General features: G+C 68.7%; 15 protein-coding genes. 9 read left to right on the top strand and 6 right to left on the bottom strand.

Annotated features, from left to right (window positions below):
- Positions 1-1,380: an ethanolamine ammonia-lyase subunit EutB gene (locus A6W98_RS02930; RefSeq protein ID WP_042457691.1), complete on the top strand. Its 1,380-nt coding sequence runs from the start codon at positions 1-3 to the stop codon at positions 1,378-1,380.
- On the top strand, positions 1,377-2,114 hold the full coding sequence (gene eutC, locus A6W98_RS02925) for an ethanolamine ammonia-lyase subunit EutC (protein ID WP_042457689.1): 738 nt from the start codon (positions 1,377-1,379) through the stop codon (positions 2,112-2,114). The genes A6W98_RS02930 and eutC overlap by 4 nt, the downstream gene beginning before the upstream one ends.
- 420 nt (positions 2,115-2,534) lie before the next feature.
- Here eutC and nikE read toward each other — a convergent pair whose 3' ends face one another.
- The 6 genes from nikE to A6W98_RS02895 form a co-directional block, all read right to left on the bottom strand.
- Entirely contained in the window at positions 2,535-3,419 is an 885-nt protein-coding gene (gene nikE / locus A6W98_RS02920) for a nickel import ATP-binding protein NikE (protein WP_081251739.1), read from the bottom strand.
- On the bottom strand, positions 3,416-4,180 hold the full coding sequence (locus A6W98_RS02915) for an ATP-binding cassette domain-containing protein (RefSeq protein WP_042457681.1): 765 nt from the start codon (positions 4,178-4,180) through the stop codon (positions 3,416-3,418). The genes nikE and A6W98_RS02915 overlap by 4 nt, the downstream gene beginning before the upstream one ends.
- Complete coding sequence (gene nikC / locus A6W98_RS02910) at positions 4,177-5,034, bottom strand: nickel ABC transporter permease subunit NikC (RefSeq protein WP_042457675.1); 858 nt, start codon at positions 5,032-5,034, stop codon at positions 4,177-4,179. The genes A6W98_RS02915 and nikC overlap by 4 nt, the downstream gene beginning before the upstream one ends.
- Positions 5,031-5,975 carry a nickel ABC transporter permease subunit NikB gene (gene nikB / locus A6W98_RS02905; RefSeq protein WP_042457672.1) on the bottom strand — a complete coding sequence of 315 codons (945 nt, stop codon included), beginning with the start codon at positions 5,973-5,975 and terminating at the stop codon, positions 5,031-5,033. The genes nikC and nikB overlap by 4 nt, the downstream gene beginning before the upstream one ends.
- Before the next feature lie 4 nt (positions 5,976-5,979).
- Positions 5,980-7,569: a nickel ABC transporter substrate-binding protein gene (gene nikA, locus A6W98_RS02900; RefSeq protein ID WP_081251738.1), complete on the bottom strand. Its 1,590-nt coding sequence runs from the start codon at positions 7,567-7,569 to the stop codon at positions 5,980-5,982.
- 772 nt (positions 7,570-8,341) lie between these two features.
- Complete coding sequence (locus tag A6W98_RS02895; protein ID WP_042457669.1) at positions 8,342-8,830, bottom strand: MarR family winged helix-turn-helix transcriptional regulator; 489 nt, start codon at positions 8,828-8,830, stop codon at positions 8,342-8,344.
- 95 nt (positions 8,831-8,925) lie between these two features.
- Between A6W98_RS02895 and A6W98_RS02890 the strand changes: the two genes are divergently transcribed.
- From A6W98_RS02890 to A6W98_RS02860, 7 genes are all read left to right on the top strand, one after another.
- Positions 8,926-10,086 (top strand): MFS transporter, encoded by a 1,161-nt coding sequence (locus tag A6W98_RS02890; protein WP_196760235.1) that lies wholly within the window; start codon positions 8,926-8,928, stop codon positions 10,084-10,086.
- A gap of 23 nt (positions 10,087-10,109) precedes the next feature.
- The gene (locus A6W98_RS02885) at positions 10,110-10,916 is read left to right on the top strand and encodes an alpha/beta fold hydrolase (protein WP_042457663.1); all 807 of its coding nucleotides are present in this window, start codon (positions 10,110-10,112) and stop codon (positions 10,914-10,916) included.
- A gap of 473 nt (positions 10,917-11,389) precedes the next feature.
- On the top strand, positions 11,390-12,391 hold the full coding sequence (galE, locus tag A6W98_RS02880; RefSeq protein WP_042457658.1) for a UDP-glucose 4-epimerase GalE: 1,002 nt from the start codon (positions 11,390-11,392) through the stop codon (positions 12,389-12,391).
- Complete coding sequence (locus A6W98_RS02875; RefSeq protein WP_081251737.1) at positions 12,375-14,240, top strand: glycosyltransferase family 2 protein; 1,866 nt, start codon at positions 12,375-12,377, stop codon at positions 14,238-14,240. The genes galE and A6W98_RS02875 overlap by 17 nt, the downstream gene beginning before the upstream one ends.
- Positions 14,241-14,252: 12 nt before the next feature.
- Positions 14,253-15,179, top strand: a complete 927-nt coding sequence (locus tag A6W98_RS02870; RefSeq protein WP_042457655.1) for a glycoside hydrolase family 26 protein — start codon at positions 14,253-14,255, stop codon at positions 15,177-15,179.
- Positions 15,180-15,958: 779 nt separating this feature from the next.
- The gene (locus A6W98_RS02865; protein WP_042457652.1) at positions 15,959-17,086 is read left to right on the top strand and encodes a capsular polysaccharide export protein, LipB/KpsS family; all 1,128 of its coding nucleotides are present in this window, start codon (positions 15,959-15,961) and stop codon (positions 17,084-17,086) included.
- Between the two features lie 78 nt (positions 17,087-17,164).
- Positions 17,165-18,187: an aspartate-semialdehyde dehydrogenase gene (locus A6W98_RS02860; protein ID WP_042457649.1), complete on the top strand. Its 1,023-nt coding sequence runs from the start codon at positions 17,165-17,167 to the stop codon at positions 18,185-18,187.
- Positions 18,188-18,402 lie beyond the last annotated feature (215 nt).

Here is an 18,402-nt window from a genome sequence, read left to right as displayed (position 1 = left end):
ATGCCCCGATACAGTGCCACAGCCGGGGGCGAGCGGTTCGTCTTCGGGTCTCTGGCCCGGCTTCTGGCCGCGGCCACGCCCGAGCGCTCGGGCGACCAGCTTGCGAGCATCGCGGCCGAAAGCGCGACCGAACGCGTCGCGGCGCGGCGGGCGCTGGCCGATCTGCCGCTGGCCGAGTTCCTCACCGAGGCGGTCGTGCCCTATGAGGAGGACGAGGTCACGCGGCTGATCCTCGATACCCATGACCGCGCCGCCTTCGCGCCCTTCGCGGCGATGACGCTGGGCGATTTCCGCGCCTGGCTCTTGTCGCCTGCGGCCGATGCCGCGCGTCTTGCCGAGGCCGCGCCGGGGCTGACGCCCGAGATGGTTGCCGCGGTGTCGAAGCTGATGCGCAACCAGGACCTGATCCGGGTGGCGCGGAAGGTCGAGGTGGTGACCGGCTTTCGCAACACCATCGGTCGGTCGGGGACGCTTTCGACCCGGTTGCAGCCCAATCACCCGGCCGACGACGCGCGCGGCATCGCGGTCGCGACCCTTGACGGGCTGCTGTTCGGGGCAGGCGACGCGGTGATCGGGATCAACCCGGCCTCTGACAATCTGGAGAATTGCGCGGGCCTTCTGTCGGCGCTGGACGAGATGGTCGCCAGCCTCGCCATCCCGACCCAGACCTGCGTGCTGACCCATGTCACCAACGCGCTCCGCCTGATCGAGGGGGGCGCGCCGGTCGATCTGATCTTCCAGTCGGTGGCCGGGACCGAGGCCGCCAATGAGGGCTTCGGCGTCAGCCTGTCGGTGCTTGCCGAGGCGCATGAGGCGGGCCGCGCGCTGGGGCGCGGCACGGTCGGCGACAATGTGATGTATTTCGAGACCGGGCAGGGTGCGGCGCTGTCGGCCGAGGCCCATCACGGCGTCGATCAGCAGACGCTGGAGGCCCGGGCCTATGGCGTCGCGCGGGCCTTCCGGCCGCTTTTGGTCAACACCGTCGTGGGCTTCATCGGGCCGGAATATCTTTATGACGGCAAGCAGATCATCCGCGCCGGGCTCGAGGACCATTTCTGCGGCAAGCTGCTGGGCCTGCCGATGGGGGTCGATGTCTGCTATACCAACCATGTCGAGGCCGATCAGGACGACATGGACGTGCTGATGACGCTGCTGACCCGGGCGGGGGTGACTTTCCTGATCACCGTGCCCGGGGCGGATGACGTGATGCTGGGTTATCAGAGCCTCGCCTTCGAGGATATCGGCTATCTGCGCGAGGTGACGGGGCTGCGGCCGGCGCCCGAATTCGAGGCCTGGCTGGCGCGGATGGGGCTGGCGCAGGGGGCGGCCGCGCTGCCCGACCCGGCGGCGCTTGGCAAACGGATGGGGATCCTGACATGAGCGACAGCGTCAGCACGGGGTTCGGACGGCTGCGGGCGATGACGCCCGCCCGGGTGCGGCTGGATGCGGCGGCGGGCCCCACGCCGCTTGGCGCTCTTCTCGATTTCCAGGAGGCGCATGCCGGTGCCCGCGACGCGATCCACGCCCGGCCCGACTGGGACGCGCTTGCGGCGGCGCTGGCCCCGCTTGCCACGATCCGGGTGCAAAGTCAGGCGGTCGAGCGCAGCATCTATCTGCGCCGTCCCGATCTGGGCCGCCGTCTGGCCGAGCCGGTGGATCTGCCCCGGGCGGGCCATCCGCTGGTCGTGGTGGTCGGAGACGGGCTGTCGGCCCCCGCGCTTGCCCATGCGGCGCCGGTGATTGCGGCCCTGCGCCCGGCGCTGCCCGAGCTGGACACCACGCCCGTCATCCTCGCCGAGGGCGCGCGGGTGGCGCTTGGCGACGACATCGCCCGCCGGATGGGGGCCGCGATGTGCCTGATGCTGATCGGAGAGCGCCCGGGGCTCAGCGTCTCCGACAGTCTCGGGGCCTATCTCACCGCCAACCCTGTGCCCGGCACAAGGGACAGCGCCCGGAACTGCGTGTCGAATATCCACCGCATGGGCGGGCTTTCGCCCGAGGCGGCGGCCGCGCGCATCGCCTGGCTGATCGACGCTGCCCGCAAGCTGGGCCGGACCGGCGTCGCGCTGAAGGATGAAAGCGGGACGCGCCCGGTCGGGACACTTGCCCCCTAGCGCCGCCGCCCGGTGAGGGCCGGGGCGTCCGGATCCTGTTCCGCGAGGCCGGTCCGTCGCAAGATCGCGCGCTTGGAGGTGTGCCTCTCTCATGCCGTCGCCCGGGCTTCTGTCGCGGCGATCTCCGTCACCGCCCGGCGAAAACGGTTCGGCGCGGCGCGCTGCCGGGCGACTTGGCGCCGATACCGCCGGGCAGGACGGATGGGCCGGGCAAGCGCGTGGGGTCAATCGCAGACGGAGGCGCCTCCGGAGGGAATGTTCGGGATGTCCCGTTGTGGTTGCGTCCGCTGGGCGGGCCTCGGCGACTGCCTAATTTTTAGTCAGGCCAGCAATGGTTAAGGAAGAGGTCGTTTGCGGCAGGTTACCCACAGGTTCTTCCCCAGATTCTGGGGATAGGATTTGCAGCCCGGCTCGCGGCGCTCAGGGGACGGGGATCGGGCTGGGGACAGCGTCGGCCTCGACAGGCGCCGTCGGGATTTCGCGCGGGTTTTCAGGCAGGGTCACGGCCTTGCTGGCGGCCGGGCGGCCGGGAAATGGCGGCAGAATGGCCTCGCGGAGGGCGCGCGAGGCGGGATGCGACAGCGTCGCGAGCTCTCCGGAGGGGGCTTCCTCGACGATCCGGCCCCGGTCCATCACCAGCACGCGGTCGGCGAAACGGCTCACCAGACGCAGGTCATGGGTGATGAAGAGGCAGGCGATGCCGCTTTGGCGGCGGATGTCGCCGAGGAAGGCCAGCGTGCTGGCCTGCAGGTGCAGATCGAGGTTCGACACCGCCTCGTCGAGAATGACCAGCCGGGGTTCGGGGGCAAGGGCGCGGGCGATGCAGACCCGCTGCAACTGGCCGCCGCTCAGCTGGCCGGGGCGCATTCCGGCGGTCCGGGGCGGCAGCTCGACCAGATCGAGCAGCTCGGCGACGCGCGCCTCGCGGCCCTTGCGGTCCAGCCGGGTCAGATGGCGCAGCGGCTCGGCGACGATCCGGCCGACGGTATGGCGGGGATTGGTGGCATCGGGCGAATCCTGAAACACCATCTGCACCGCGCGCCGCATCTTCAGCCGCGCCGCGCCGCGTGCCGCGGCCAGCGGCGTACCCCGGAACAGGATCTCGCCCTCCGTCGGCCGCTCGAGCCCCGAAATCAGCCGCGCGAGGGTGCTCTTGCCGCAGCCCGAGCGTCCGAGCAGGGCCACGGTCTCGCCTTCGGCGATCTCCAGCGAGATATCCGACAGCGCCTCATGCGTTCTTGCCGGGCCCAGCAGCGGATGGCTGCGATAGCTGTGCGACAGGCCACGGGCGGCAAGCAGGCTCATGCCGGCAGCTCCTTTCCGTAAAGGGCAAGATGCGCCGCGACCAGCATCCGCGTCACCGGATGGCGCGGAGCGTGGAAGATCTGTCCGACCGGGCCGCGCTCGACCACGATCCCGGCCTCCAGCACGGCCACCTCATCGGCCAGCCGCGCGACGACGCCCATGTCATGGGTGATCAGCAGCAGCCCCAGCCTCGCCCGGTCGCGGCTGCGTTCCAGCAGATCGAGGATGCGCGCCTGTACCACCAGATCGAGATCCGTCGTCGGCTCGTCGGCGAAGAGGAACGGCGCCCCGCCGAGCAGCGCCAGCGCGATGGCCACGCGCTGCAGCATGCCGCCGCTCATCTCGAAGGCATAAAGGCCGAGCACCCGGTCGGGGTCTTCGAGACCCACCTCGGCCAGCAGGTGCCGCGCGGTATCCTCGGCCCAGGGCCGCTCCAGCGCCCGGCAGGTCTCGCGCATGTGGTCGCGCATGGTCCGGAGCGGGTTGAAGCCGCTGCGCGGGTTCTGCAGGATCGAGGCCACGACCCGCCCCCGCAGCCGGTCGGGCGGCACCGGATTGCCGTCCAGGCAGACCTGTCCGCTGACCTCGAGATTGCCTGCCTGCACCCCCAGCGCCGCGGCGCAGGCGGTGGACTTGCCCGATCCGCTGGCGCCGACCAGCGCAAGCGTGCGGCCCTGCGCGATCTCGAGGCTGAGGTCGCGCAGCAGCGGCCGGGCGGCGGCGGAAACGCTCAGCCCCTCGATCGTGAGAACCCGGGTCAATGGGCGGCCTCCCCGACCAGGCCGGGATCCAGCCGGTCGCGCAGCGCGTCGCCCAGCATGTTGAAGGCCATGACGGTCAGAAACAGCGCGAGCCCGGGCCAGAAGATCAGCATCGGCGCGGTCCAGACGAATTGGCGGGCATCGGCGATCATCACCCCCCATTCCGCGGTCGGCGCCTGCACGCCCAGCCCCAGGAAGGACAGCCCCGAGACATGCAGCATCATGTGCCCGACATCGAGCGTGGCCAGAACGATCATCTGCGAGAAGGTCGCGGGCAGCAGGTGCTCGATGAAGATGCGGGCGCGGCTTGCCCCGGCCAGCCGCGCCGCCAGCAGGAAATCGCGGTGACGCATCGACATGACGATGCCGCGCGCGATCCGCGCATACCAGGCCCAGTGGGACAGGGCGATGGCGATGATGACATTGACCAGCCCGGTGCCCAGCATGCCGATCATGAAAAGCGCCAGGATCAGCGTCGGGAAGGTCATGAAGATGTCGGCGACGCGCATGATCGCCTGGTCGATCCGCCCGCCCGCATAGCCCGACAGTCCGCCCAGCCCGAGCCCCATGATCAGGATCAGCACCAGCGTCGCCGCGACGCAGCCAAGCGAGGTCCGGGTGCCCGCGATCAGCCGCGAGAAGATGTCCCGCCCGAGATGGTCGGTCCCCAGAAGGTGGCCTTCGCCGGGCGGTTGCAGCCTGTGGACGATGTCGACCGCGTCGGGCTCGAACGGCGCGAGCGCCGGGCCGACCAGCGCGGCCAGCACCAGCAGCGCGACGATCAGGCAGGCCGCGCCCAGACGCAGCCTGCGCCAGACCGGCCCGGCCTGTCGGCGGTTCAGCGCCAGGCTCATTGCGGCGCCTGCGTGGCCTGGCGGATGCGCGGATCGGCCAGGGCGTAGAGAATGTCGACGATGAGATTGCAGAGCACGAAGATGACCACCATCAGGAGGGTGAAGCACTGGATCACCGGATAGTCCCGGTTCAGGATCGCCGAGACCGCGTAGCGCCCGAGGCCGGGCCAGCCGAAGATGCTCTCGATCACCAGGGTGCCGCCCAGAAGCTCTCCGATATGCATGCCGGTCGCGGTGATGACCGGCAGCCAGGCATTGCGCAGCACGTGGCGGCGTTCGACCATGCGCGGCGGCAGGCCGCGCAGCCGGGCATAGCGGACATGGCGCTGGCCCGCGACCTCGAGCATGCTGGCGCGCAGCAGCCGGGCATTCACGGCCAGCGACATCAGCGCCACGGCGATGACCGGCATCACCAGGCTTGCCGGACCCTCGCGCCCCATCGGCGGCAGCCAGCCCAGATGGACCGAGAAGACCAGCACCAGCAGGAAGCCCAGCCAGAAATTCGGCACCGAGACGCCCAGGAAGGCGACCAGCCGCACCGCATGGTCGGGCCAGCGGTCGCGGTAGCGCGCGGCCCAGATCCCCAAGGGCACCGATACCAGCAAGGTGAAGGCCAGCGCCGTCCCGGCCAGCTGCATCGTCGCCGGCAGGAAATGCAGGATATCCGGCAGCACCGGACGCTGCAGGGCGTAGGAGGTTCCGAAATCGCCCCGCAGCGCGCGGCCGATCCAGTCGAGATATTGCGTCGCCAGCGGCCGGTCGAGCCCCAGCATCTCGCGCGCATCGGCCAGCGCCTGCGGCGTCGGCGGCAGCTTGGACAGGCGCAGATAGTCCAGCGCCGGGTCGCTGGGGCCCAGCCTGAGCATCAGGAAGATCACCAGCGAGGCCCCGAACAGCATCGGGATCAGCAGGAGCAACCGTCGCAGGATGAAGGCTTTCATGGGGTCAGGCGTCCGGGGTCAGCATCTCGAAGGGGATCTCGCTCGACATGGCGCCGAAGCGCAGCGGCCCGATCCCGGGCCGCGCCACGGCCATCGCCGTCAGATGGGTCAGGGGCAGATAGACCGCGGCCTCGTGGAACCGGGTCAGCAGGTCGCGATACAGCGCCTGCCGCGTGGCCTCGTCGGTCGAGATCAGAACCTCGCCGATCCGGCGGTCGATCTCGGCCTTGTCGGGCAGGCCCAGCTGCGCCTGGTAATCGGCATGCGCGGGCACCCGCATCGCGCTGAGGAAGGCATGGGGGTCGTAGGGCGCGCCCCAGGTCCGGTTGAAGATCATGTGGAACCGGCCGTCGCGCTGGCGGGCATAGATGCTGCTTTCCTCCTCGCCGATCAGGCTGACGCCGATGCCGACGGCGGCCAGGTCGGCCTGCAGGATCTCGGCCTTGGCCTTGGCCACCGCATCGGTGCCGACGAAGCACAGATCCAGGATCAGCGGCTGGCCGTCCTTCTGCCGGGGCTGGCCGGCCCGGGTCGCGACCCAGCCATCGGCCTCCAGCAGCCCGGCCGCGGCGGCGGGATCGAAGCGGTAGGGCTCGAGCCCGATATCGGCATAGGGCACGTTGGGCGCGAACAGGGTATCGGCGCGCTTCTCGGTGCCGTGCAGGACGGCCGCGATCAGGGCATCCTTGTCGACGGCATGGTTGATGGCCCGGCGCACGGAAAGATCCCGTGTCCCGCCCCGGGCGGTGTTCAGCGCCAGCGAGCTGGTTTCCATCGGTGCCGACAGGCCGGCCTTGAAATCTCCAGAGCGCGCCAGCTCTGCGAACGTGTCGGGCGACAGCGGCCCGTCGATGCCGTAGACCATGTCGATCTGCCCGGTGCGAAGCGCGATGGCGCGGGTATTGGGGTCGGGAATGACCTTGACCGTGACCCCAGCAAAGGCCGGGCGCGCGCCCCAGTAGCGGTCGTTGCGGCGGAAGACGTCATGTTCGCCCAGCGACGTTTCGGTCAGGACCCAGGGCCCGGTGCCGATCGGGGCCAGGATGCCGTCCCTGGTCCCGCCATCCACGAATTGCGACGGCGCGATGAAGCGGAACGGGCGGGGCAGGGCCAGTTCCTGCAGCGTGGGATAATAGGCGTCCTTCAGGCGCAGTCTCAGCGTGAAGGGCGCGACGACCTCGGCCGCCACGATCTGGTTGGCCAGTTCCAGCCAGGCATGGCGCGACCGGTTGGCCAGCACCGCGTCGAAATTGGCCTTGGCCGCGGCCGCGTCGAAGATCTCGCCATTCGAGAAGACGACATCCTCGCGCAGCGCGAAAGTGTACTCCCGGCCATCCTCCGAGACCGTCCAGGAGCGGGCCAGCCAGGGCACCACGCGGCCGTCGGCCCTGTAGCGCACGAGCGGGTCGTAGAGCATGTTCTGCGCGAACATCTGGTTCGGCGAATAAAGATGCGGGTTCAGCGGCCCGGCATTCAGCGGCCAGGCAAAGCGCAAGACGGTCTCGCCGCTGCGCCCGGCGGCCAGGGCGGTCAGTGGCGTGGTCAGACAGGCACCGTAGAAGGGCAGGGCCAGAAGGGAACGACGGGACAGCACGGCCCTCTCCGATATGATAAAGAACAAGATTTATCATACTTTCATCTCATCGCGGCGCCGCCATGTCAAATGCTCAGCGTCGCGGCCCTGGCAAATGGGCTCGGTCGGGGCCGCCGGTATCGCGGCCGAGGACGCGGGCGGTTGCAGGCCGGCCGGTCTCGCGCCGGAAGGCTGGGCGCGCCTTCGACAGGGTCATGCGTCGCCCTTGTGGCAGCGGGCAGGCAAGTGGCTCTTCGGTCGGTCCGCAAGCGTCGGCGGTACGACATGGCGGCCCTGTCGCGGCGCCGGGCGGCGATGGCCCGGCTGCAGCCCGTCTGGCGGCGGCAGATCCCGCCCGGCCGTGGTCTCGGCCTGCAACAGTGTCCCGTAGCGGTGCCTCCCCCCATCGCGCCTTCCCGGGCAGGAGGATCCGGAAGGCGTTCGGGGCAGAGTGCCCCCGGCTTGTCCCTGTGCCGACCCGTTCGACGGTTTCCACGCCGTGCCGCCGGCGGTCTGGAAGACCTGCCTCGTCCGGTTCGAGTACAAACGCCATTCGTTCTGCCGCTGTCACGCGCTACAACGACCACGGCCACGACCCCACCCCGCGGACGCCCTCCTGCCTCGGGCGCAGCCGTCCACCGGACTGCCGCAGGGTCCCTTCGCTCCTGCAACCTCGGGCGCAGGCTCACGACCCGCAGCGGGCCCGCGCCATGCGCATATATCTGCAAGATCCGGGCGTCCGGGCAGATCGGAGGCATCCTCGCCCCGATCCGGCCGATGCCGGGCTGAGCCGCTAGGAGCCCTGAGACGCCAGCAACTTTTCCAATAGCTGGGAAAGCTGGTCCTGCTCTCGCTCTGTCAGACCGGAAACGATGGTGCGCATATTGGCGACATGGCTCTCGACCGCCTTGTCGATCAGGGCAAGGCCGCCCGGTGTCAGCGCGACAAGCGTTCCCCGCCTGTCCTCGGGATTGGGCTGCCGTTTCACCCAGCCAGCCTGTTCGAGCCGGTTCAGACGGTTCGTCATGCTCCCGGAGGAGATCATCGCCGCCTCGTAGAGATGGGTCGGCGTCATGGCGTAGGGCGCTCCGCTCCGGCGTAGCGTCGCCAGGACATCGAACTCGCCCGGCTGAAGGTCGAACTCGGCAAAGACCGGGTTGAGCCGGTCGCGGGAAATGACAAGCGCCGCCTCCCCCAGCCGGCCAAGAAGCACCATCGGCCCGATATCGAGATGAGGCTTTTCCCGTGCCCATTGCCCGGCAGCTTTGCGTGCTCTGTCCATCCCTGCACCTGTCTTGACATCAAGATAATAATATCTCTACGTAGAGATATATTCGGAATTCTGTTCCGTGGCAAGCCGCCATGGAAGGAGGTAACTTGTCCAGGTTTTCAGAGCGGTTCCTGTTCTCGGCCGCCATTCTCGTGGTCGGTATCAATCTGCGGCCGACGATGGCGGCCATCGGGCCGATGCTTGACGTCATTCAGCGCGATACCGGCCTGAGCGATACCGGCGCCAGCCTGCTGACCACGCTGCCGGTGGCCCTGATGGGGATCTGCCTGCTTTTCACGTCCCGGCTGAAGACCCTGTTCGGCGCACGGAACGGCATCATCCTCGGTCTGGCGCTGATCCTTCTCGGCAACCTGCTGCGCTGGCCCTGGTCGAGCGCAGCCTTGCTGCTGGTGACCGCCATTCTCGGCGGGATCGGCATCGCGATGGTGCAGGCATTGCTGCCGATCATGATCAGGCACCGCGCAGGCGCGTCTGCCGCCGGGCTGATGGGGCTCTATTCGACCGCGATCATGGCTGGGGCCTTCCTGTCGGGAACCTTCAGCCCCTGGATCGCCCAGGCCTCGGACTGGCAACCGGCCCTGGGGATCTGGGCCGTTCCCGCCCTGCTCGGCGGCCTGATCTGGTGGCGTGTGACCGACCCGCGCGCGCGTGTGCCGGAAGACAGGCCGTATTTCCCGGTCTCGCGGGCGCCGCGCGCATGGCTGCTGCTGGCGTTTTTCGGACTTGGAACGGGGGCCTACACGCTCGTTCTGGCATGGTTGCCGCCCTTCTATACCGGTCTGGGCCGCTCGGCCGAGACGGCGGGGTTGATGCTTGGCGTGGTGACGCTTGCCGAGGTCGTCGCCGGTCTTGTCGTATCCTGCTGGGTCAGCCGATCGACCGACCGCCGCCCGGCAATCTTCACCGCCATAGGGGCCTTGTTCGCGGGCCTCCTCGGGTTGATCTTCGCCCCGCTTGCGCTCGCCTGGCCGGCAGCGGTCTTCGCGGGCCTCGGGATCGGAGCGCTTTTCCCCCTGAGCCTGATCGTCGCCATGGATCACGGAGACAATGCAAGCGCCGCCGGGGCCATCGCGGGTTTCGTCCAGGGCGGCGGCTACCTGGTTGCGGCCGCGCTTCCGCTCATCGCGGGGCTGCTGCGCGAATACCTGTCCGATCTCACGCTGGCCTGGGGGCTGATGGCAGGGCTCTGCGTCGTGCTCTGGCTGATCGCGATCCGGCTTCGGCCCGGCCAGCGCATCACCTTCTGAAACCATCGACGAGGAGCCTTCCCATGGCCTGTTATGAGGTAAAGGGGCGCAACAACTACTACATCGAGTTCGGGCAAGGTCGGCCGATCCTGCTTTTGCACGGCATCAGCAATTCCGGCCGGGCCTGGGGGCCGCAAATCCCGGCACTGGTCGCAGCGGGATATCGCGTCATTGTTCCCGATCACGCCGGGCACGGGGCCTCCGATCCCCTGACCGCGCCATTCGGGGTCGCGGATATTGCCGACGATACCGAACAGCTGCTGGCCCGGCTTGGCATCGAGACGCTCGATGTCGTGGGGTTGTCTCTCGGCGGCATGGTCGCGTTCGAGCTCGCGCTTCGGCGTCCGACCGGGATAGGGCGCCTCGTTGTGGCCAACAGCTTCGAGAACACCGCGACGCCCGAGTTCAGGGCGATGAGCGAGGGCTGGGCCATCGTCTTCGAGCAGCCGCATGGCCCGGTGACGCGCCTTGAGCAGAACTGGCTGGTTTCGGTCTCGGAGGCTTTCCGGAATACGCCGGAGGGGATGCGGACCTATCAGGTCTGGCACGGCATCGCAGCGACCTCGCATGGCCCCTCGCTTGCGCATGTCGCGCGCGGCATCGCCGGTTTCGACATCTCCGGGCGTCTGGCCGAGCTTGCCATGCCGACGCTCTTCATTGCCGGAGAGCTCGACAGGATGTCTCCGCCGGATCTGAGCCGGCGCATGGCGGAAAAGACGCCGCAGGCGAAACTCTGCGTCATCGAGGGGGCGGCCCATATCTCCAATGCGGATTCTCCGGAGGACTTCACGGCCCGCCTGCTGAGATTTCTGTCGTCGCAGCCCGAATGAAGGACAGGCCCTGATCCCCGCAACCGTCCGCCCGCCGTGCAGGAGGGCGCGCCCCGCCGGGTGATTGCCCCCCTGCCAATGGCGAAGGCAACAGGCGGGCGTCGGCCCATCGCCGCGCCGGTTTCCGGACCCGTCTGTGGCAAGCGCCTTCCGATGGTCTGCCTCTGGCCAATCGATCCCCGTCAGCCGCGGCGCGCCTTGCCTGCGCCGCCGCCGAGGTGGGCCGCCGGACCCGGTCCTTTCCCGTGCCGACGATCCGGTCGGCGTTCCGGTCCGGCTGAGGGCGGCGCCCGACTGGGGGCCGGGGCGGGTCAAACCGGAGGCTGCCCGTCGACGATCCCCGCCAGCGCCACCCCGGTATCGGGCGGGCCGGGCGCCGAAGGCCGAGGATTTTGCTCGACGCGGAGCGCGCCCGGACGATACCCTGTTTCGAGGAAGCGATGACGCTGACCATTTCCGGAGCCTGACGCGCCGTGTCGAAGCCGGTTCCCGTTCTCGTCACGGGTGGGGCGGGATATATCGGAAGTCACACCTGCCGGCGCCTGTCGGACGCCGGATACCGTCCTGTCGTCTTTGACAATCTCAGCACAGGTCATGCCGACGCGGTGCGCTGGGGGCCGCTGGTCGAGGGCGACACCCGCGACCGCGCGGCGCTGGTGCGGGCGATCCGCAGCCATGCGCCGGTGGCGGTGATCCATTTCGCGGCCGCCGCCTATGTCGGCCAGTCGATGCGCGATCCGGGCTTCTATTACGACAACAATGTCGGCGGCATGACGGGGCTGCTGTCCGCCTGTGCCGAGACCGGGCTGGGCCGCGTGATCTTCAGTTCGAGCTGCGCGAGCTATGGCCTGCCCGCGGCGCTGCCGATCACCGAGGCGACGCCGCAGGCGCCGATCAACCCCTATGGCCGGACCAAGCTGATCGGCGAGCAGATGCTGGCCGATTTCGGCCGTGCCCATGGGCTGCGCCATGTCGCGCTGCGCTATTTCAACGCCTGCGGCGCCGATCCCGCGGCCGGGCTGAGCGAGCGCCACGACCCCGAAACCCATCTGCTGCCGCTGGCGCTGTTCGCGGCGGCCGGGCGGGGGCCTGCGCTCAAGATTTACGGCACCGACTATCCGACGCCCGACGGCACCTGCATTCGCGACTACATCCATGTCGCCGATCTGGCCGAGGGCCATCTGCTGGCACTTCGCCATCTGGAACGCGGCGGCGGCGATCTGCAGGTCAATCTGGGCACCGGGCGCGGGCAGTCGATCCGCGAGGTGCTGGCGGCGGTCGAACGGGTCACCGGTCGCCCGGTGCCGGTGAGCCTGCATCCGCGCCGGCCGGGCGATCCGCCCGCGCTGGTGGCCGATCCGAGCCGGGCGCGTGCGGCGCTGGGCTTCGAGGCCCGGCACCGCGATCTCGACGGCATCCTGCGCGACGCGGCGCTGGCCTTGGGACTGGAGGTGGCCGATGCCGGGAGCGCCTGAGGCGAGGCAGGGCGGGCCGCCGCCGGGGGCCGGTAATGGCGGCCCGTTTCTGGTCTCGCTCTTCACCCGCGGCCAGCGCTGGCGCTACGGGCTGGCGGCGCTGGCCTGGCTCGGGGCCGCCGTCTTCTTCTGGGGCTGGTGGCTGCAGCCCGCGCATGATATCGGCGCGATCCGCTTCGCGATCTGCTCGGCGCTTCTGGGCTGGCTGACCTTCCTGCAGGCCTATTTCCTGATCTTCTTGCTGCAGGCCCGGCGGCCGGTGGGCGATCCGGCCGGGCTGAAAGGCGCCCGCGTCGCCATGGTGGTGACGAAAAGCCCCTCCGAGCCCTTCGATATCCTGCGCGGCACGCTGAGCGCGATGCTGGCCCAGGACTGGTGCCGGGATTGGCCTCATGACACCTGGCTGGCCGACGAGGATCCCGCGCCCGAGACTCTGGCCTGGTGCGCGGCCCATGGCGTGCAGGTCTCGACCCGCAAGGGCCGGGCCGATTATCATCGTCCGGACTGGCCGCGCCGGACCCGCTGCAAGGAGGGCAACCTTGCCTTCTTCTATGACAGCATCGGCTATGAGCGCTACGATTTCGTGGTCCAGCTCGATGCCGATCACGTGCCGCAGCCGGGCTATCTGCGCGAGATGCTGCGCCCCTTCCTCGATCCGCGCGTGGGTTATGTCAGCGCGCCCTCGATCTGTTCCTCGAACGCCGCCGACAGCTGGTCGGCACGGGCCCGGCTTCATGCCGAGGCGGCGTTTCACGGCGTCCTGCAGGCGGGATATTCCAACGGCTGGGCGCCGCTTTGCATCGGCTCGCATTACGCGGTCCGGACCCGGGCGCTGCGGCAGATCGGCGGGCTCGGGCCCGAGCTGGCCGAGGACCATTCCACCTCGCTTTTGATGAATGCCGGGGGCTGGCGCGGGGTGCATGCCATCGACGCCATCGCGATCGGCGCCGGGCCGGCCAATTTCGCCGACATGCTGACCCAGGAATTCCAGTGGTCGCGGAGCCTCGTGACGATCCTGCTGCGCCACACCCCGGGCTGCCTGTCGGACCTGCCGCTGCGGCTGCGGCTGCAATTCCTGTTCACCCAGAGCATCTATCCGGGCCTCGCCGCCTTCATGCTGGCCGGGAGCCTGCTTCCGGCCGTGGCGCTGGTCTTCGACATGCGCTTCGTCGGGGTGACCTATCCCGCCTTTTTCGGCCACAGCCTGCCGATCCTCGGCATCTTTCTGGGCATCGGCGCGATGCTGCGTCGCGACGGGTATTACCGGCCTTCCGATGCGCCGGTGCTGGGATGGGAGCGGGTCCTGTTTCCCTGCGCGCAATGGCCCTGGGCGGCCTGGGGCATGCTGATGGCGCTGCGCGACCGGTTATGGGGCGGCTTCGTCGATTTCCGGATCACGCCCAAGGGCGCGGCGGCCGAGGCGCGGCTGCCGCTGCGGCTGCTCGCGCCCTATTTCATGCTCGCGGCGCTGGCGCTGGCCCCGGTGCTTGCGCGGTCGAATGTACAGGAGGCCGCGGGCTTTTACCTGCTGTCGCTGCTGAACGGCGCGATCTATGTCCTCCTCGTCGCGGCCGTCCTGCGGCATCACCTGACCGAGAACCGGATCCGGCTGAGGACGGGATGGCGGGCCTACGGACCCCATGTCGGCATATTGGCGGTGCTGGCGATGCTGAACGCGGGCGCGGTCTGGGCGCGGGGGGTGGAGAGTCTGCATTTCCTGACTGTCGGTCTCGGCCGGTTTCAGGTCACCTCGGCCCAGCATATTGTTTCGGGAGCGGGGCAGGGGGGGCGCAAGAGGCTGCATTACGTTCTGGATTTCGGCCGCAGCTCTGGAGCCCGGCGACCATGAGGACCAGCATCGATGAGACCTGACCCGGTCATTGCCACCCCGGGCCTTGTTGCCCCGAGACTTGCCGCGCTGGGCCTGGCCGCCCTGATCCTTGCGACCGCCGCGCCGGCCGAACCGGTCGAGGCACCGCCGGGCGAGATGCCCTTCGGTGTCTACGATCCCGACGGCGCCTTTGCCGACGATCCCGAGGTGTCGATCGAGCACCTGTTCCTGCCCTGGGAAGACGTGTACCTGCCCAGCCTGATCGACGCCGATGCCTATGCCCGGGCGCGTGGCCGCTCGGTTTTGGCCACGATCGAGCCTTGGACCTGGAACCGGTCCGAGCGCAACACGCCCGACATGCTGCAGGAGGGCATCGCCTCGGGCGATTACGATCGCTACATGGCCTCGATCTGCGCCGTGCTGAACCTGTTCGAAAGCCCGGTCACCGTGCGCTGGGCGCAGGAGATGGAAGACGATAGCGGCCAGTTCATCTGGGCGGGCTGGGACCCCGAAACCTACAAGGCGGCCTATCGCCGGATGGTCGATATCTGCCGCGAGACGGCGCCCGAGGTGGCCTATATGTGGTCGCCGCTGGGCGAGGAGGGGCTCGAGGCCTATTACCCGGGCGACGATTATGTCGATATCGTCGGGCTCTCGGTCTTCGGGCTCCAGCCCTGGGAAACCGCGATCCTCGGCGAGGAACAGTCGTTCCGGTCGATCCTGGCGCCGCGTTATGCCCGGGTCGCAGCTTTCGGCAAGCCGGTGGTGGTGGCCGAGCTCGGCTATTCGGGGCGGGAGGACTATGTCGCGAAATGGACCTCGGAGGTCCGCCAGATCTTTCCCGAATTCCCCAATCTGGTTGCGGTGATCTATTTCAACCAGATCGAGGTCTATCCTTGGCCCGACGGTTACGGCCTGCCCGACTGGAAGGTCGGCGACCGCATCATCGCGCCCTGAGAGGATTTCCAACCGGCTGTCCAGGCGTCGTTTTCGGCGGAAGCTGACGCATTCGGCCTGCCCGGGTTCGTCCCGGAGAGCGCCGGATGCGGTCTGGATCCGCTCTTTGCCCTCCCGGTGCCACAGAAACGAACCGTTTACCGGATAGCCTGCTTCGCGACTGTGGGACCTTCAGCCCGGTGCGCCGCATGCGTGTCGGCTCCGGAGGTGTCGGGCGGTCAAGGGTGGTGGGCACGGGTGGTGGGTGTCCAGAAGGCGAGGGGGACGAGTCATGTCGTGTCGCGAACACGCTTCTTTCTTGCGTCCGGCGGGCCGATTGACTGCGGCCCGGCGTCTGGCAGGTTCGTATCTGGCAGGGTTGCGCTCGGCTTGCGCTGTATTGCTGCTTGGGGTGGCGATCTCGGGCCTTGCCGGAGCGGCTTCGTCCGAGGGTGTCCGCGAGGGCGTCCGTTCGGAACAGGCTATTGTCGGCGCGTCGGCAATGCGCTGGCTCGCCCCGGAACCGAAGTCAAAGCCCTCGCGGTCGAGCAAGTCCGGGCGCAAGGCGGCCGCTCTGGTGCTGGATCGCCGCCTGGGTCGCGGCTCGCATATCTGTTCGGCCTCGGGCTTCGGTCAGCGCCCCCGCTGCGTCGCCCGCTGATCATTTCCCGCCGGAGTGGAGCCTTGGCAAGCGCTGCCCCTTTGCCGCCGCGCCAGAGCTGGTCTATGCCCGGGGCGCGAGGATCTGAAAGGGGGCCCCCGATGACAGCCGACAGACGCGCAGGTCCGGAGCCCGGCCGATGATCGCCTATCTGGCCGGCTGGACCCGCCGCAAGGACGCGATCTTCCGCGCCATCGCCGCTGCCGCCGGCGGCGGCCACAGGCTGCCGCTGATCGGGCTGTCCTTTCGCGGCTTTCCCGAAACCCGCACCCGCACCGCCGAGGCGCTGGCCGTGGCCAAGCGCCAGCCGAAGGGACGTTTGGGCCGCGCGCTGAAGCGGGCGCTGATCGCGGCGCAATATAACTGGTCGCGGCGCTATTTCTCCCGCCATCCCGAGCGGCTCGCGGTCTGCTGGAACGGGCTGACCGGCTCGCGCCGGGCGTTCATGGAGGGCGCGGCCGATGCCGGTGCCGGGCGGATCTTCGCGGAACTGGCGCCGTTTCCGGGGCGGGTGACGCTGGACCCGGCGGGGGTCAATGCGCGCAATGGCCTGCCGCGCGATCCCGGCTTCTATCTCGACTGGGCCGCCGCCGATCCCTCGCGGCAGGGCGAGGCGTGGCGCGGGCTGGGCCGGGGGCTGGTGGCGCGGGCCTCGCGTCGGGCCGATGTCGGGCAGGCGGGGGCCGGGGCCCTGAGCGATACGGGGCCGTTCCTGTTCTGTCCGCTGCAAGTGCCCAATGATAGCCAGATCACGATGTTCGCGGGCTGGGTGGAAAGCGTCGAGGGCATGATCGCGGCGCTTGCCCGCGCATCGGCGGCGCTGCCCCCGGGCTGGCATATCCGGCTTAAGGAGCACCCTTCGGCGAAGACCTCGCTGGCCGAGCCGCTGGCTGCGGCCCTTGCCGATGCGGGCGGGCGGCTGGTGATCGACAATGCCACCGACAGCTTTGCCCAGCTTGCCGCCTCGCAAGGGGTCATCACCATCAATTCCTCGATGGGGCTGCAGGCCTTCTTCCATGACAAGCCGGTGATCGTGCTGGGCGAGGCCTTCTTCGCCATTCCGGGGCTGACCTCGCCCGCCGAAAGCGAGGCCGCGCTGGCCGCGCTGCTGGCCGCGCCCGGCGATCTGGATTTCGACCCGGCGCTGCGGGCCGCCTTCATGACCTATCTCGACCGGGTCTATTACCCGAAGATCGAGGAGACCCCCGACGGCGTCCATATCGACGCGGCCGCGCTGGCCCGCATCCTGGCTGCGGCGCGGTCCTGAACGGGCCTTTCGCGCCATCCGGCTTTCCTGTATGGCTCCCACGCACTGAAATCAGGACTTGCCTGAAGGGAGCCAGACATGGGCTACAAGGTCGCTGTCGTCGGCGCCACGGGGAACGTGGGCCGCGAAATGCTGAACATCCTCGCCGAGCGCGAGTTTCCGGTGGACGAGATCGCCGCGCTTGCCTCGCGCCGCTCTCTCGGCACCGAATGCAGCTTCGGCGACAAGATCGTCAAGACCCAGGATCTGGCCACCTTCGACTTCACCGGCTGGGATATCGCGCTGTTCGCTATCGGTTCGGATGCGACCAAGGAATATGCGCCCAAGGCCGCCAAGGCCGGCTGCATCGTGATCGATAACAGCTCGCTCTACCGCTACGACCCGGATGTGCCGCTGATCGTGCCCGAGGTGAATGCCGACGCGATCGAGGGCTATTCGAAGAAGAACATCATCGCCAATCCGAACTGCTCGACCGCGCAGATGGTGGTGGCGCTGAAGCCCCTGCATGACCGCGCGAAGATCAAGCGCGTCGTGGTCTCGACCTACCAGTCGGTGTCGGGCTCGGGGAAAGAGGCGATGGACGAGCTCTGGAACCAGACCAAGGGCATGTATGTGCCGGGTCAGGAGGTCGAGCCCTCGGTCTATCCCAAGCAGATCGCCTTCAACGTGATCCCGCATATCGACGTCTTCCTCGATGACGGCTCGACCAAGGAAGAGTGGAAGATGGTCGCCGAGACCAAGAAGATCGTCGATACCGCGATCAAGGTCACCGCGACCTGCGTCCGGGTGCCGGTCTTTGTCGGCCATGCCGAGGCGATCAATATCGAGTTCGAGGAGTTCCTCGACGAGGACGAGGCGCGCGACATCCTTCGCGAGGCGCCCGGGATCATGGTCGTCGACAAGCGCGAGGATGGCGGCTACGTGACGCCGGCCGAATGCGTGGGCGATTTCGCCACCTTCATCAGCCGCATCCGGCAGGATTCGACCATCGAGAACGGTCTGAACCTGTGGTGCGTCTCGGACAACCTGCGCAAGGGCGCGGCGCTGAACGCGGTTCAGATCGCCGAAGTCCTCGGCCAGCGGGTGCTCAAGAAGGGGTGAGCCGCGATCCGGGGCATGAGCCCCGGCAAACGCTCCGGCGGAGCGTTTGAGCGGCGAACGGGCGGAGCCCCGGCCAGGCCGCGATCCGGGGCATCCGCTCCTCCGAAAGCACCGGTAAAACACTCGGACGGCGAAGGGGCGGAGTTCCAGCAATACTCCGTCCCGGCCGGGACGCCCGTATTCCCGCGCCATCCCCGTGGCGCGGTCAGGGGCAC

Source organism: Rhodovulum sulfidophilum DSM 1374 (assembly GCF_001633165.1).
GTDB classification, from domain to species: domain Bacteria; phylum Pseudomonadota; class Alphaproteobacteria; order Rhodobacterales; family Rhodobacteraceae; genus Rhodovulum; species Rhodovulum sulfidophilum.
The sequence above is the reverse complement of the archived record's forward strand: the minus strand, read 5'-3'. Positions and strand labels throughout refer to the sequence as shown.